This window comes from Streptomyces synnematoformans (assembly GCF_039531005.1).
Lineage (GTDB): Bacteria > Actinomycetota > Actinomycetes > Streptomycetales > Streptomycetaceae > Streptomyces > Streptomyces synnematoformans.
In genome coordinates, this window is record NZ_BAAAPF010000010.1 from 14,063 (window position 1) to 27,629 (window position 13,567).

17 protein-coding genes are annotated in these 13,567 nt (G+C 72.4%); 10 read left to right on the plus strand and 7 right to left on the minus strand.

Annotated features, from left to right (window positions below; all coding sequences use genetic code 11):
- Positions 1–4: 4 nt before the first annotated feature.
- The 6 genes from ABD317_RS04150 to ABD317_RS04175 form a co-directional block, all read right to left on the minus strand.
- Positions 5–289, minus strand: a complete 285-nt coding sequence (locus ABD317_RS04150) for a hypothetical protein (RefSeq protein ID WP_344287929.1) — start codon at positions 287–289, stop codon at positions 5–7.
- The gene (locus tag ABD317_RS04155; RefSeq protein WP_344287931.1) at positions 289–1,719 is read right to left on the minus strand and encodes an exonuclease domain-containing protein; all 1,431 of its coding nucleotides are present in this window, start codon (positions 1,717–1,719) and stop codon (positions 289–291) included. Before ABD317_RS04155 ends, ABD317_RS04150 begins: the two co-directional genes overlap by 1 nt.
- Before the next feature lie 165 nt (positions 1,720–1,884).
- On the minus strand, positions 1,885–2,517 hold the full coding sequence (locus ABD317_RS04160) for a hypothetical protein (RefSeq protein ID WP_344287933.1): 633 nt from the start codon (positions 2,515–2,517) through the stop codon (positions 1,885–1,887).
- A 90-nt stretch (positions 2,518–2,607) separates the two neighbouring features.
- Positions 2,608–3,546, minus strand: coding sequence for a hypothetical protein (locus ABD317_RS04165; protein WP_344287935.1), 939 nt, complete (start codon positions 3,544–3,546; stop codon positions 2,608–2,610).
- A gap of 64 nt (positions 3,547–3,610) precedes the next feature.
- Positions 3,611–4,696, minus strand: a complete 1,086-nt coding sequence (locus tag ABD317_RS04170; RefSeq protein WP_344287937.1) for a tyrosine-type recombinase/integrase — start codon at positions 4,694–4,696, stop codon at positions 3,611–3,613.
- Complete coding sequence (locus ABD317_RS04175) at positions 4,696–4,959, minus strand: hypothetical protein (protein WP_344287939.1); 264 nt, start codon at positions 4,957–4,959, stop codon at positions 4,696–4,698. Before ABD317_RS04175 ends, ABD317_RS04170 begins: the two co-directional genes overlap by 1 nt.
- A 155-nt stretch (positions 4,960–5,114) precedes the next feature.
- On the opposite strand from ABD317_RS04175, the gene ABD317_RS04180 reads away from it, so the two are divergent.
- The 10 genes from ABD317_RS04180 (at position 5,115) to ABD317_RS04225 (ending at position 11,300) form a co-directional block, all read left to right on the plus strand.
- Positions 5,115–6,404 carry a hypothetical protein gene (locus ABD317_RS04180; RefSeq protein ID WP_344287941.1) on the plus strand — a complete coding sequence of 430 codons (1,290 nt, stop codon included), beginning with the start codon at positions 5,115–5,117 and terminating at the stop codon, positions 6,402–6,404.
- Complete coding sequence (locus ABD317_RS04185; RefSeq protein ID WP_344287943.1) at positions 6,401–6,529, plus strand: hypothetical protein; 129 nt, start codon at positions 6,401–6,403, stop codon at positions 6,527–6,529. The genes ABD317_RS04180 and ABD317_RS04185 overlap by 4 nt, the downstream gene beginning before the upstream one ends.
- Positions 6,526–6,942 carry a hypothetical protein gene (locus tag ABD317_RS04190; protein ID WP_344287945.1) on the plus strand — a complete coding sequence of 139 codons (417 nt, stop codon included), beginning with the start codon at positions 6,526–6,528 and terminating at the stop codon, positions 6,940–6,942. The genes ABD317_RS04185 and ABD317_RS04190 overlap by 4 nt, the downstream gene beginning before the upstream one ends.
- A gap of 37 nt (positions 6,943–6,979) precedes the next feature.
- Positions 6,980–7,750, plus strand: a complete 771-nt coding sequence (locus ABD317_RS04195) for a hypothetical protein (RefSeq protein WP_344287947.1) — start codon at positions 6,980–6,982, stop codon at positions 7,748–7,750.
- A gap of 340 nt (positions 7,751–8,090) precedes the next feature.
- Positions 8,091–8,840 carry a hypothetical protein gene (locus ABD317_RS04200; protein WP_344287949.1) on the plus strand — a complete coding sequence of 250 codons (750 nt, stop codon included), beginning with the start codon at positions 8,091–8,093 and terminating at the stop codon, positions 8,838–8,840.
- Between the two features lie 3 nt (positions 8,841–8,843).
- A complete protein-coding gene (locus tag ABD317_RS04205) occupies positions 8,844–9,221 on the plus strand; it encodes a hypothetical protein (protein WP_344287951.1) in 378 nt (125 codons plus the stop codon).
- Positions 9,222–9,226: 5 nt separating this feature from the next.
- Positions 9,227–9,853, plus strand: coding sequence for a hypothetical protein (locus ABD317_RS04210; RefSeq protein WP_344287953.1), 627 nt, complete (start codon positions 9,227–9,229; stop codon positions 9,851–9,853).
- A gap of 9 nt (positions 9,854–9,862) precedes the next feature.
- Positions 9,863–10,321 carry a Pycsar system effector family protein gene (locus tag ABD317_RS04215; protein WP_344287955.1) on the plus strand — a complete coding sequence of 153 codons (459 nt, stop codon included), beginning with the start codon at positions 9,863–9,865 and terminating at the stop codon, positions 10,319–10,321.
- Positions 10,322–10,344: 23 nt separating this feature from the next.
- Positions 10,345–10,860: a hypothetical protein gene (locus ABD317_RS04220; RefSeq protein WP_344287956.1), complete on the plus strand. Its 516-nt coding sequence runs from the start codon at positions 10,345–10,347 to the stop codon at positions 10,858–10,860.
- Entirely contained in the window at positions 10,857–11,300 is a 444-nt protein-coding gene (locus ABD317_RS04225) for an NUDIX domain-containing protein (RefSeq protein WP_344287957.1), read from the plus strand. The genes ABD317_RS04220 and ABD317_RS04225 overlap by 4 nt, the downstream gene beginning before the upstream one ends.
- Positions 11,301–12,085: 785 nt before the next feature.
- Here the strand turns inward: ABD317_RS04225 and ABD317_RS04230 are convergent.
- Complete coding sequence (locus tag ABD317_RS04230; RefSeq protein WP_344287958.1) at positions 12,086–13,564, minus strand: ATP/GTP-binding protein; 1,479 nt, start codon at positions 13,562–13,564, stop codon at positions 12,086–12,088.
- Between the last annotated feature and the right edge of the window lie 3 nt (positions 13,565–13,567).

The following is a 13,567-nucleotide window of genomic DNA, read 5'->3' on the forward strand; positions in this document are numbered from 1 at the left end:
GCGCTCAGCGCCCCAACTGCGCCCGGCCCGCGGGGAATCCCCGCCGCCCCGTCGTACGAGGCTCAGGCTGGTCCTGGTCGTTCCGCTCGACGGTCACCTCGACCCTGTCGGTGGTGACGTCCGCCAGGACCTCGATGTAGATGCGGCACCCGCTTCCGCGGCGGTTCGGCACCGGGGTGGAGACGTCACCGACCCGGGTCTCCGGCCACGCCCGCAGCGCCCGGACGACAGCGTCGGCCGTCCGCTGCACGTCGGCCGAGTCCGAGCCCATGAGCCGAATCTGCGGCATCAGAGCGCCTCCCCTTCGTCCAGGTCGCCCTCGCCGCCTTCGTGTTCGCCGCTGCGCTTCATCGCCCGCAGGCAGTCCAGGACCGCGCGGCAGTCGCCCGCCGCCCGGTGCCCGCCGCGCAACGCCTGCCACTCGTTGTTCCCCCAGTAGTCGTTCCAGTCCCCCACCCAGTCGCTGTACGGGCCCATCACGTCCTCGACGTGCAGCGCGTCCACCCACGCTGCCGCCCGCGTACGGGCGGCAGCGAGAGCCTGCTCCCGCACCTCTTCCGCCACCGCGCCCGCGCCCGCCGTCGTCGTCGAGGCGGAGGCCCGCGCCGCATGGTCGAGGTGATGAAGGGTCAGTTCGTGGCGCAGCCGGCCGAGGTCATACACGTCGTTGTAGATCAGGCACCGCTTGCCTTCCAGCACCCGCTCCAGGTCCGGCAGCACCCGCGAGAACGCCGGCGCCCCGGCCACCATCTCGGTCGTGATCCCGTGGAGCTGCGAGGCTTCTGCCGGGATCGGCCCACTCGGATCCACCAGAGTGTCCAGCAGCACCTCCCCGGACGACGACAGCACGGCAATCTCCACGATCCGCGCCGTACCGTGCAGACCGGTCGTCTCCGTGTCGAGCACCACCACATCCGGGTCGACGAGGGCCTCCGCCGCCCAGCGCACCCGCGCACGCGCCGCCTGGCGCTCCGCCTCCTGCCGCTCCCGCTCTTCCTGCTCCCGCCGGGCCCGCTGGTCCGCCTGCCGCCGATCTTCCGTCTCCGTGCACGGCGGGCAGCGCAACGGCCAGTGCGCTGCCCGGCTCCAGGAACCCCAGTGCAGACTCTGCTGGCGCTGGTGCGCGCGGGCTTCCTTCTTCGTCACGAGCTTGACCGAGCACTCTTCCCCGGCGCACACCGTGACTCGCTCCACCCACTCGGCTGCCTTGCGGCGCAGTTCGGCGAGCTGCTTGCGTCGGCACCCGCCGCACCGGTGGTGCTCCTTCGGCAGTGGCCGGGGGAAGACCTTCCGGCAGTCCCAGCAGGTCCGTGCCTGCTTCCGCTCCCGGGCCTGCTGCGCCCTGCGGTTGCAGACGTCGCACTGCCGCCGCACGACGTACGTACGGACCTTCCCGCACTGCGGGCAGGTCCGGCGCCGGCGCATCGCCGCCTTCGTCTTCGAGCCCAGTGGCTTCATCTTCACCGCGCCGGCCAGGTCGTACAGCGGCACATCCCCGTAGTCCCGCGTGCGCAGGTAGGCCAGCGGCTGCTGCCCGTCCGCCAGCTTCAGGCGCTCGCCGCCAAGCTGGGTCTGCGTACGCAGATACGGCGGAGCCTGCCCCCAGCCGTACACCGACACCTCACCGACGTGCCCGCACGGCTCCGCACGGGCCACCCGCTCCGGGTCCGCCTCCGTACGGCTGGCCGGGACCTCCGCCGCTGCCGTGGTGCTGCTCACTGATCACGCCTCCCTAAAGGACCGAAGGAATAGAAACCGTAGCAGTTATAAACCCTTTCTTGCGCCCATTCAAACATTTCCATGGAGGGTGATCTAGTGCGAAAGACTGCTGTTCAAAGCGGTGCATTTCTTTAAACGACGTTGTTTATAGAACGCCGGAGCTGCTCAGTCCGGAGACGGCGCTACCAGGGTGAACGGCCAGTGCTCCTCGACGGCCTCGCGGGCAATCCGGCTGGACGGGTAGAGCTTGGCCGCGAGCCGTTCGCGCTCGGCGCGCTCCTCCGGGCTCAGAGCGCTCTGCAGTCCGGTCAGCCCCTTCTCCTCCAGCTCGTTCAGCACCGGCTCGGAGATCCGCCAGGCCGCCGTACGCAGCTGCACCACCACGTCCTCAGCCAGCGTGAACGCCCGTTCCTCCACTCCGTGTTCGCACCCCGACACGCAGGCCGGCCACCGCCCCGACAGTGACAGCCGGGTCTGCTCTGCCCTACTCAGCGGCACCCAGGGGCCCGCCAGATCCGGCTGCTGCAGCCGTGCCACCAGGGCCTGGCCCATGAGGGCATCGAGCGTGGGCCACCGCTCCGGCCGCACCTGGGCAGCCTCGACGCGCGCCTGCCGGCGCAGCCGCTTGACGGCCCGCTCCCACTGCAGGGACCCGCCCGTCTCCGTCAGCGCTTCCGCCCGCTCCTCGACGAGTTCTTCCACGAAGTTCGTCTCGGCTTTCCGGTGCTTCCTGATCAAAGCTCTCAGCCGCCCGGCCTGCTGGACGGAGAGGTTCAGCGTGATTCGCTTCGTTGCCATGCATCCAGTAAACGACGTCGTTTAACAGCCCGCAAGCCGCCGAGCGGCTTATAACAAGCCCTGCGGCGGCGCCGCTCCTGAAAGAGCAGGTCAAAGCGCCTGCCAGGGGGGAAGGGTGGGTTCGGCCGGTTCGACAGCGCGGGGCGGCGTCGCGTCGAGGACGGCCCGGCGCAGCTGCTCCAGCTTCGGCGGCAGCAGGCCGGCGAGCCCGTACTGGGCCCGGCCCCGGCGGTAGGAGGTGACCAGCCCGTTCTCCTCCAGCGGCATCCCGGGGGGACGGTTGAGCGTCGCGCCCTCCTCGCCCGCGTGGCCGTCGTGGTTGTGCCACAGCGAGACCCACAACCGCGACGTGCCATGGGCTCGGTCGACCAGCTCCGCACGGACCGGCAGCCAGCGGTCGAGCGCGGCCCGGGTCAGCGGCGACAGCTCGACGCAGCCGCCCGCGCCGTCCGGATCGCCGCCGCCGCGCTGCGGCCGGCGTTCGACGTACACCGCGGTGGTGCCCGGGGTGACGTCGGCCAGGCGCAGCGCGGCCAGCTCCCCGGACCGCGGGGCCGCGTCGAGGACTAGGCCGAGGACGGCGGTCAGCCGTATCCGGCCAGGCGGCATGTGCCCGGCGAGGTCACGGTCGAGCTGCCGACGCAGGGCCGCCAAGTCGCCGAAGGCCGGGGTCGGCTGCAGCGGCAGCGCCCCGCCACCGAGCAGCAGCGCGGGCAGCCCGACCGCGTCGCGCAGCACGTCCACACACTGCCGGCGGATCTCGTTCGTCGCCTCCGACGTCGGGGGACGCTGCCCGCCGACCAGACGGGCGCGCAGCGCGCCGGACTCCGCGAGGCGGAGGTACGAGCTGAGGACCTCTTCCGCCAGCAACTGCCGCAGGCTGCGCCTGGTCGAGGCGGGCAGCGCGTCCTGACCCAGAGCCCGCAGCAGCTCGCCGCGGACCATGCCGAGCTGCCGACGCCGCGCCTCGCCGACGACGAGGTCGTCCAGGAGGCGGTCCAGCGCGGCGATCGACGGGTACTCCGGCACACGCCGATTGTCGCGTACGGCGCACATGCCCGTGCCCGCCGGCGGCTGGACTTTCTGGACCGTCCTACGCGCGCCCGCGCTGGGGCTGCCCGTGCTGCAGGGCGCCGGCGAGGTCCGCGCCGAGGGCGTAGCCGGGGCTGTCGTCGAGCAGCTCTTTGCGCCGGTTGTAGCGCTGGGTGGTGCGGGCGCTGGCGTGTTCGGCCCAGCGCTGCACCCGGTCCGGGCGGGCGTCCGGGCGGGCCAGGGCGTGGGTGACGGCGTCGCCCTTGACGCCGTGCGGGCCGCGCAGCGGCAGCCCGGCGCGGCGGGCCAGGGACTGCAGCAGCCGCCACACGGCCGGTTCGTCGAGCCGGTTGCCGCTGGCGGTGCAGAACAGCCAGCCCTCCGTGCGGCCGTCGAGGTAGTCGCTCAGCGCGTCCCAGGCCACCGGCGGAATCGCCTTGGCCCGCCGGCCGCCGCCCTTGGTTCGCACCCGCAGCACGCGGTGCCCCTTGTCCTGGCCGAGGTCCTCGACCCGCGCGTTCAGCAGGGAGTCAATGCGCAGGCAGCAGGTGTAGAGGACCAGCAGCAGCGCGTACGCGCGCTTGCGGTACGCCGCCGCCCGGTGGTGGTCCCGGGCGACCGCGACCAGGGCGGCCCACTCCTGCTCGGTGTAGCCGGGGGTGGGCGAGAAGTCCGGGTCGAGCACCGGGCGCGCGACCGCGTCGAAGGGGTTCTTCACCGCCTCGTCGCCGACCTTGTCGAGGTAGTCGAAGAACGAGCTGGCCGCGGAGAGCACCGCGGCGCGGGAGTTGTCGGAGTACGGCTCCCCAGTGCGCTCCAGTTGGCCGCCCTTGACTCGCCGCCAGGTCGGGGCGCTCTCCAGATGCAGCCGGAAGGCATCAGCGAGGCCCGTCCGCACGGCCAGCGGGTGCGCGCCGTGCTCCCGGGCGAACTCCTCGAACACCTTGAAGCCGCGGGCGTACGCCTTCTGCGTGTTCGTCGAGCGCTGGCTGGCGATCCAGCCGCCGGCGAGTACCGGCAGCGCGTCGTCCTCGCCGTAGATGCCGGCCAGGTGCGCGGAGAGCTTCTGCGCGTGCTCCGGCCAGAGCGCCCGCGGATCCGCCGCGCCTCGCGCCAGCTCCCCGGCCGCCGGCACGACGGCGGTCACTACCGCTGCCCCGGCCGCTGGTCCCAGTAGCCGTTGTCCCGGCCGGTCTCCAGGTACTCCCGGACGTGGGCGAGCGAGGCACCGGGGTCGATAGCGGCGTGCAGGATCTCGCCGAACTCCCGGTGCGCGGCGGCATCGGTCTCGCTCAGCCCGCGCCGGCACTTGCGGTCCCAGTAGGCGCTCTCCTTCTCGATCCGGTCCTGCAGCTCGGCACGGGTGAGCCGGTCGAGGTCGGCACGGGTCAGGCGCTGGAAGGCGGGCACGGCATCCCCTTGTCCGAGCAGGGTCGATGGTTCGCAGCAGTCTACAGGATAACCGTCATTATCCTGTGCGTTCCTTTCCGGCCTAAGACCGGCACCATCCGGCCAGTCGTCAAGGCTCCCCTGACGTAATGGGCTGTCAGGGATACCTTGACTCTATGACTGAAGCGAACACACCCGCCGAGCGTGAGCGGCCCCCGGCCCTCGCCCCGGCCGACGAGGCGATGCTCGCCCTCACACAGACCCTGCGCGAGATCTCCGACACCGCCCTGTACGACGTCGCGTTCGGCGACGACGACCCCGGCAGCCTGCTGCGCAGGGCCCTGTCCCTCCAGGATCTTGCCGCGCAGTTGGTCGACCGGGCCGCCGTCGCCGAACGCGAGCGCGGCGCCAGCTGGACCGACATCGGCGACGCCGCGGGCAGCTCCCGGCAGGCCGCCCACGAACGGTGGACCACCACGGTGGGCGCGTGGGTCCTCATGGAGCGCCGGCGCACCGGCATCGGCCGCGGCCCGGCCGACCCCGCCACCCACGCCCGGTACCTGGACGAGTGGTACGAGGACCGGGTCGGAGAACGGCGGGCCGTCAGCGCCCTGCTGCCCTCCCTGGACGATGAGGCCGCCCGCGCCGAGGGGGACGCCCGGCGCGCCGAGGCCCGCCAGCTGCACGACCGGGCGGAGGAGCTGCGCAGGGAGATCGACGTCGCGTACACCGCGGCGTTCGACGCCACCGGCACCCCGGCCGCCGAGGAGAAGCGGGAGGTGTGGGCCGCCAAGCACCTCGCCCGCGCCGACGTCTACGAGCGCCTCGCCGTCGTCGAGGAACCCGTCGCCCCGGAGCACCGCCGCCGAGCGGCCACCCAGCGCAGCATCGCGCAGGACATCGCCGGGGGCCGTGCCCCCGAGGGCTTGCCGGCGGACGACGGGACCCGCCAGCAGGTGCGCGCCGCCTACCTCGCCCTCACCGACACCGAGCGCCGAGGCTCCAAGCCCGCCGTGGCCGCGCTGCTCGCCGAGCGCCTCGACGGGGTCGACGCCGCCAGCGTCCGCAAACACCTCGACGCCGTGATCGCGGCGGAGCGCATGTCCTACGTGCTGGACATCGCCGCCTGCTCGGACCCGGACACGGCCCAGGCGACGGCGACCTCCCTGCTGCAGGACTACGCGCCGAACACCGACTTCTGGCAGAGCATGAGCCACCGGATCCTGTCCCGCTACCTGCTCGCCGCCGCCCTCGACGGCGCCGACGCGGCCACGCTGCGCACCTGGCTCGCCCACCCCGACGACCGCCGACCGGTCGAGCTGCTGCGCGCCGGACCCGTACCCCAGTGGGCCGACGAGTGCGAGGAGATCCTGTCCTCCAACCGCAGGACCCGCGACAACGTGCTGCACACGCTCCAGTCCGTCCTGCAGACGCACGCTCCCCAGACCAAGAGGAGCAGCCGATGAGACGCCGGCGCCAGCGCCGGGCCGCCGAGCAGCAGACCAGGCGCACCCAGCACTACGACGCCGTGAGCGAGGCAGAGCACATGTCCTGCCCCACTGGTTCTGATCGGAAGGCGATGAGGTCGTGACCGAGAGCATCGATCTGGTGTGGCCGTGCGGGCGCTGCAGCAAGGTCATCAGAGCCGTGCCCGAGGCGCCGCGTACCTGCCGCTGCCCGGACCCGGTGCCGCCGCTGCGCCCGCGCCGGGTTCGGACGACCGCTCCGGCTCCGGTAGCGCGGCGGCTGGCCGCAGCCACCGAGCAGCACGCACTGGCCCGAGAGTTGGCCCAGCCGGGCACCCCAGTGCGCCTGGAGCTGACCGGCAAAGTGGTCCGATCCGCGCTCATGCGAACCGGCGACGGGCCGCAGTGGGCGGTGTTCACCGTCCGCCTGGACAACGGGCAGCAGATCACCATCGTCCCGGAGCGCGGCGACCGCATTCTGCAGCGGGACGACGGCGGAACGGAGGACGGCGAATTCCAGCCGACCAATGTCAAATGACTTGCCATGTAAAATGGTTTGACATGATTATGAAGAGGTGAGCACGACACGAGACGACGCGATGGCGGCCCTGCGGACCTGGTCCGCTCCCGGCCGCCGCGCCGAGCTGATCGCTGCGGCCTGGGATGCGGGCGAGACCACCGTCTCCGCCCTCGCCGAGGCCGCCCGCGTCAGCAGGCCCACCGTCTACGCCGATCTCCGCTCCGCGGGGATCGATCCCGACCACCGACCGAAGAAGGGAAACAACTTGACCACTGCCATCGCCGTCGAAGGCATCGACGGCACGAGCCCTGAAGACGTCCGCCAGCACCTGCTGGCCTTCGAGCGGCAGCACCCCGAGCGGACCGGCGACGACGTCGCCGCAGCCTCGGCACGCTCCTACTCGATCTACTGCGCCGTCCACCGGTACAACCGGCTGCGTCCGCTGCTCGACGACATGGAGCAGGCACGCCGCGCGCGCGACCGCGCCCTGCACCTGGTCGAGAAGCGCTGGGAGGAACTGAGCACCGCAGCGCACTGGATGGCCGCGCACCACGCCTACGTCGTGGCAGTGGACGAGGCCCGCGCCGCCATCGACGCCTGGCGCGACCGCGTCCGGCCGGCGGCCGAGATGGGCTGGTTCCAGACGGACGCGGAGCTGGACGTGTACGAGCAGCGCATCCTCGCCGAAGAGGGGGCCCCCGCCCTCCCGGAGATCCCGCCCGACGCCGAGGACACCGCCCAGGCGATGCGCGAGAAGCTGGACCGCACCCACGAGCGGCGCACGAGCCTGGCCCGGGAGACCCTCCCCGCCGGGAGCCAGGCGTGATCCGCCGACTGATCGCGCGATTCAAAGCCTGGCGACTCCGGGTCATCTGGGGCAACGACCCGGCCAGCGCGGACGAGAGCACGACGCCGGCGAGCCGCTGAGCGCCAAGCGCTCGACAGCAAGAAGGCCCGGAGGCATTGGAGCTGCCTCCGGGCCTTCTCCGTACCGTACCGCCGCCGAAGGGGACCGGATGAGACGGCGTCACCAGCAGCGGCGGGCGGACCCGGCAGCGTCACCGTCGCCGACGTGACGCGGGCCGCCGCCGGGCAACCGGCAGATTTCCCCGGCCAGTTCCCGCGAATGCGTACCCTTGGTACACGTCATAATGTACCATTGGTACATGACCGGAGTTGAGTACGAGTCCCCGATCCGCAAGGTCCGCGACGAGATCGCCAGCGTCGTCGACCGCGCCAAGGACGACAGCGTCATCACCTACGTGACCCGCAACGGCGAGCGCGTCGCGGCCGTCGTCCCGCTGCCCGTCGCCGAGCGCGGCACCCGCCACCAGGCGCGGGCCGCCGTCGATTCCGAAGGGCGCCCGCTCAGGCCGCCGCTGTCCGCGCCGGGCGGACGCTTCGGCCTCGACGCCGCCAGCGGCGGGGCGGAGCCCTCGCCGGAGGAACTCCGGTGGACGCGCACCGCGCTGGAGGCCCTGCACGCCCACCTGGCCGGCGTGACGGCCGAGACCGCCGGCCTGCTCGCCGTCGTCGGCCAGGCCCTCGCCGCCGTCAGCGACCGCCACATGGGCACCGTCGCCGAGCTGCTCGAATCCCTCGACGGCCGCTTCGAGGCCCCGGGCGCCGCGCTGAGCGACGCCGAGGATCTGTACTACGAGCTGATCCACCCCGACGACGCGCTGTGTGCCACCTGCCGCGAGCCGATCGGCATGTTCTTCGACCACGACGGCTGGCAGCACCACCGCACCGTCGTCAACGAGCTGACCGGCCTGATGACCAAGACCGAGATCTACGAGCCCGAGGACGGACACGACCCGCAGCCCGTCTACGTGCCGCGGGACCGCCCCGCCATCGACGACGGCCGCGTCGTCATCCCCCCGCCCGAGCGCGCCGCCGACGTCGAGGCGGAGTAGCCCGTGGCCTGGTTCGTAGGCACTGCCCTCGCCCTCGCCGTGCTCGCCGCGCTGCTGGCCCCGCGCCTGCTCCGGCTGGAACAGGAACGTCGGCAGCGCCGGGCGAACGAGCACTACCGCAAGCAGCTGCAGGCCGCCGCCGACCACGCCATCTCCACCGCGGTGCGCGCCCAGCTCGCCGAGCCGGTCACCGACCTGCACATCTCCATCCCGCTGCGCGTCAGCGTCGGCGACGTCGTCGCCCGCGCCATGGAGGACTTCGCGCTGCAGGTCCCCCGGGACCAGGCCGCCGCGATGCTGCGCCACCGCTTGGAGTTCCGCGGCCACACCGGCTGGCCGGACCTGATCACCGACGCATTCGACGACGAGAAGGAGAAGTAACCCCCGTGACCACCACCGAGCCATCGATGAAGCCGCGCCTGCACAGCCTGCCCGCGCTGCTCCGTACCGCCGCCGGCCTCCTGGAGCAGCTCGGCGACACCGCCGGATTACGCGCCGGCCTCCACCCCTTCCAGGCCGAGGGCGTCCGCCTGCTCGTGAAGACCGGACTTCCCTACACCGACGAGGTCGGCCCGCTGGACCGGATCGGTGCCGCGCTGGCCGCCCCGATCGCCCACACCCGCACCGAGGTCATGGGCCGCGCCACCGTGTCCGGGACCTGGAACGGCACCCCGGTCCACGCCAGCCACCTCTACGCCGACACCCCGCTCATCGAGCACCCGTGCACCCGCACGGCCGCCGACCTGGCCTCCCGTATCCGCGCCCTGATCCCATGGGTCCTGCAGGACTGGACCCAGTGGGCTGAAAGCGTCCACCTCTACGACGAGACCGGCACCCCGTGCGTGCACGTCGTCCTCGCTCCCGAAGGAGACCTGGACGAGCCCCTCACCGCGCTTCTCGACGCCACCGGCCCCCTGCAGTACCGCCACGAGCGCAAGCACGATCACGTCGCGCACGGATCCGTACTGCTCGACGACGGCACCGTCGTCACCGCGTCGTCCATCGAGCGGTAGGAGGCCCCCGTGACCACCACCGAGCCCGTACGCCACGCGACGCAGGGCGCGGCCGACGCCGCCGCCATGCTCCGCACCGAACTGGCCCGCGCGGACAGCAAGGCGTCGCTCTTACTCGCTCTGACCGGGGCCGCGCTCGCCGGCACCGGATCCGCCGCGCCGCAGCTCGACCTGCCCGCCGCGGCCGTGGCCACCGGCGCCGCCGGCATCACCGCCCTGGCCGTCGCGACCGTGCTGCTGCTCCTCACAGTCCGGCCCAGCCTCGACGGCACCGGCTGGCCGATGTGGCACCGCCTGGCCCGCGCCGAGCTGCAGGCCCGCCTCGACGCCGGGACCGGCACCGACGAGGTCGAGGTCCTGCAGGCCGCCGCCCGCCGCAAGTTCCGCCGACTCCGGACCGCCGTCGACTCCGTTCTCGTCGGCGTAGGCAGCCTCGCCGCAGCCACCGTCCTGACCGCCCTGCTCTGACCAGCACGAGAAAGGAGACCAACATGTGGAGCACCCTGTTCGCCGTCCTGGGCACCCTCGCCGGCGTCGCGCTCGCCAGCGGCACCCAGATCCTGACAGACCGCCGGACCCGCGCCGCCGAGCAGCGCCAGCGCGTCGCCGACGCCGGCGGCGCCGTCCTCGACGCCGTCCTCGACTTCCGCGAGCAGTACTGGCTGTGGGTGTCCGACTGCCGCCGCGGCGAGGCCGACACCAAAGCCGCCCGTGTCACCCGCTACCGCACCCGCACCGAGGTCACCAAGGCCCGGAATCGCCTCGCCCGCGCCACCGCCGACCCCGCGCTGACCGCCGCCGCGGAGGAGGCGGCGTGGTCTGCTATCGAGCTGAGTGACATCGAACTCGGCGACGCCGACGTGCAGACCCGGCGGTTCAGCGACGACGTCGAGGCGGCCCTGGCCGCCGGCCGCGAGCGGACCCGCGTCGCCCACACCGCGCTGCTGAACGCGCTCACCGCGCACATCCACCGCACCAACCCGACCCTGGAGGGCACCAACCGATGACCGAGACCCCCGAGACCATCCACTACACCGCCGACATCGTCGTCACCACCCCGGACCGCCAGGTCCTGCTGATCGAGCGGGAGTGGGACCCCTACGAAGGGCACTGGGCCCTCCCCGGTGGTCACGTCGACCCCGGAGAGACCAGCCGACGCGGCGCCCGGCGCGAGCTGGAGGAAGAGACCGGTGTCGTCGCCGAGGACGACGCCCTGCGGGAGATCGGAGTCTTCGACCGGCCCGACCGCGACCCCCGCGGCCGGTACGTCACCGTCGCCTACCACGCCACCGTCCCCACCGGCACGCCCATCGTGGCAGGGGACGACGCCCGGGTGGCCCTGTGGTGGCCGATGGACGACCTGCCGCGACTCGCGTTCGACCACGCCGACATCCTCCGCCGCTTCGACGAGCTGGTCCGCGCCCGCGGCGGCACGCAGGTCGTCTGAGAACCCCGTACGCGAAGGGCGCCCGCAGCCATTGGAGCTGGCTGCGGGCGCCTGCTCGTACTCTACGGCCACCGCGCGTAGGCGTCCTCGACGCCGTACGGGGTCAGGTCACAGACTCATGGAGGCCGCGTGGTACCAGGGGCCTTCGCCGGCCCCTGGACCCCGCTTGCCCCGTCTGGCTCTGTTCACGTGGCAGAGCAGCGTTTCTCCACCAGTTTGGGAGGCGGTGCCCCCGCCAGATGTTCACGAGAACGGGAGGCAGCTCGGCGGCAACCGACGGGATGCCGTCTCCCGTCCGTCCTGGGTCCGGGGCAAAAGCGCTGGCTACGGGCGAGGGCCGCAGCCGCCAGCGCTCCGTTGCCGACTGCGGGTTGGTGCCTCCCGTTCTCGTGAACATCGACTCGTCCGGCCAGCAGGTGACTCCGGAAGTCATGAACATCTGCTGTCGGAACTCGTGAACAAAGCCACCCCGTCACTCCCCAGCGCGGGCCGTCCCGCCGTGGCCCAGGCCCGTACGCGCCGGGGAGCAACGGGGACCGGGCTCGACGGCACGTTGGGCGGTGCTCGGCCCCGGCGACGACGGACTCGCGCAGCTGGCGTCACGGTGGCCGGCCGCCTCCACCCGGCCCCCGGGTCGTCGGCTACCGCGGCCCGGGGAGCGCCCGGGGCGAGCTGGTGGCGTCCGGGCCGCCACCGCTGTCCTGATGCCCGAGGGCGCCGAAGCACGGCGGGCTGCGCCCCGCTTCTGACTCAGTCAGCGGGGCGCAGCTTCACCAACCTGTCCATCAGCGGGCGGCTGGCTGTCGAGTCCAGAGCCGGTTTGTGTCGTTGACGTCCAGCTCCGAGCGGGTGAGGTCTACATGGAGGGGGATCCCTGGCCGGCCGCCGACTTTGATCAGGAAGTTTCCGCGGCCGGGCGGTGCGGCTTCGGCGGCGGCGGTGGTGTCCCAGCCGGGTGGGGTGGACCACTCCGTGACGATCCGCTGTTCGATGGCGGACAGGTCGACGACCCGTGTCAGTCGGGGCATCTCTTCCTTCGGTAGTCCGCCGGTGATCACCATTCCGGCGCGCTCGACGAACCCCCTTGCTTTCATCCTGTCTTCCTCGGTGGGCAGGCTCTCCAGGTCCTTCATGGTGTGGGTGACCATGGCCATGCCCACGCCGCGCTGTCGGTTCAGGCGGGTGAGTGCGTCGACGCGGTCGACCAGCCCGCGGCCGGCGCGCAGGACCCTCCACAACTCGTCGAGGACGAGGAAGAAGTGCTGTTGCGGCTCCAGGCCGGCGTCGGCCAGGGCCTGCGCCGCGGCGACGGCGCCGAACCCGTACGACCAGCAGCTGAGGAGAGCCGCGGCCTGCAGCAGCTCTTCCGAGTCATCGATAGAGGAGACGTCGAAGCAGACGGGGCGGTCGAGCCGCATGGGCTCCGATGTCGGCTGGGCGAAAGTCTCGCCCAGCCGACCCTCGCCCAGCAGGCCGGTCAGCGAGCCCTCCAGTTCTTCGGTGATCTTTTGGTATCGGTGGATGTCGCCCCGGTCGAGAGCGACCGCCCGGACGGTGTCAGGCGCAGCTTTGAGCACCTCCACCAGGTCGCCGAGGACCGGTGTGCCGTCGTGGCGCTCGTCTAGCACCCGCAGTGCCGCAGCAAGGATGGTCTCCTCTCGGTCGCTTGGCGGCTCCCGGCGCAGGATGGTGATCAGGGCCGAGACCATGTGCAGCCGGCGCCCGCGGGCGTCGGCCACCAGCGCCCGCCGGGCTTCTCCGGTCAGCCGCTCGGCCGCCGCGCGGCTTTCGCCGGGGTCGAGGACGTTGAGGTAGCCGCGGCCCCGGCCCAGGGTGATGACCTGGCCGCCCATGGCCCGTACGAGGTCGACGTAGTCCGGCTTGAGGTCCCCGAAGACCATCGGGTGTACGCCGTATCCGGCGAGGCCGAGGGCCATCCGGCGGATGACGGTCGACTTGCCCAGTCCGGGCTGGCCGAGGACGAACAGCGACGGGTTGCTGATCAGGTGGGCGCGCTGGAACCACGAGATGGGGTCGCAGCAGACGGTTGCGCCCGAGCTGAGGTCGCGGCCCAGCGGTACGCCGATCATGGGGGTGCCGGAGCCCGCGCCGTACGGCCATAGGCCGCAGACTTGGACGGTGGTGCCGCGCCATTCCGGCGGCGCGTCGAGGTAGTGCCAGGCGCCGCCGCCGGGGCCGGCCCAGCCGCGCAGCCCCGGCCGGCGCAGCCGCGGCCGCGGGCCGGTGTTCTTCGCCTTCCCCATGCC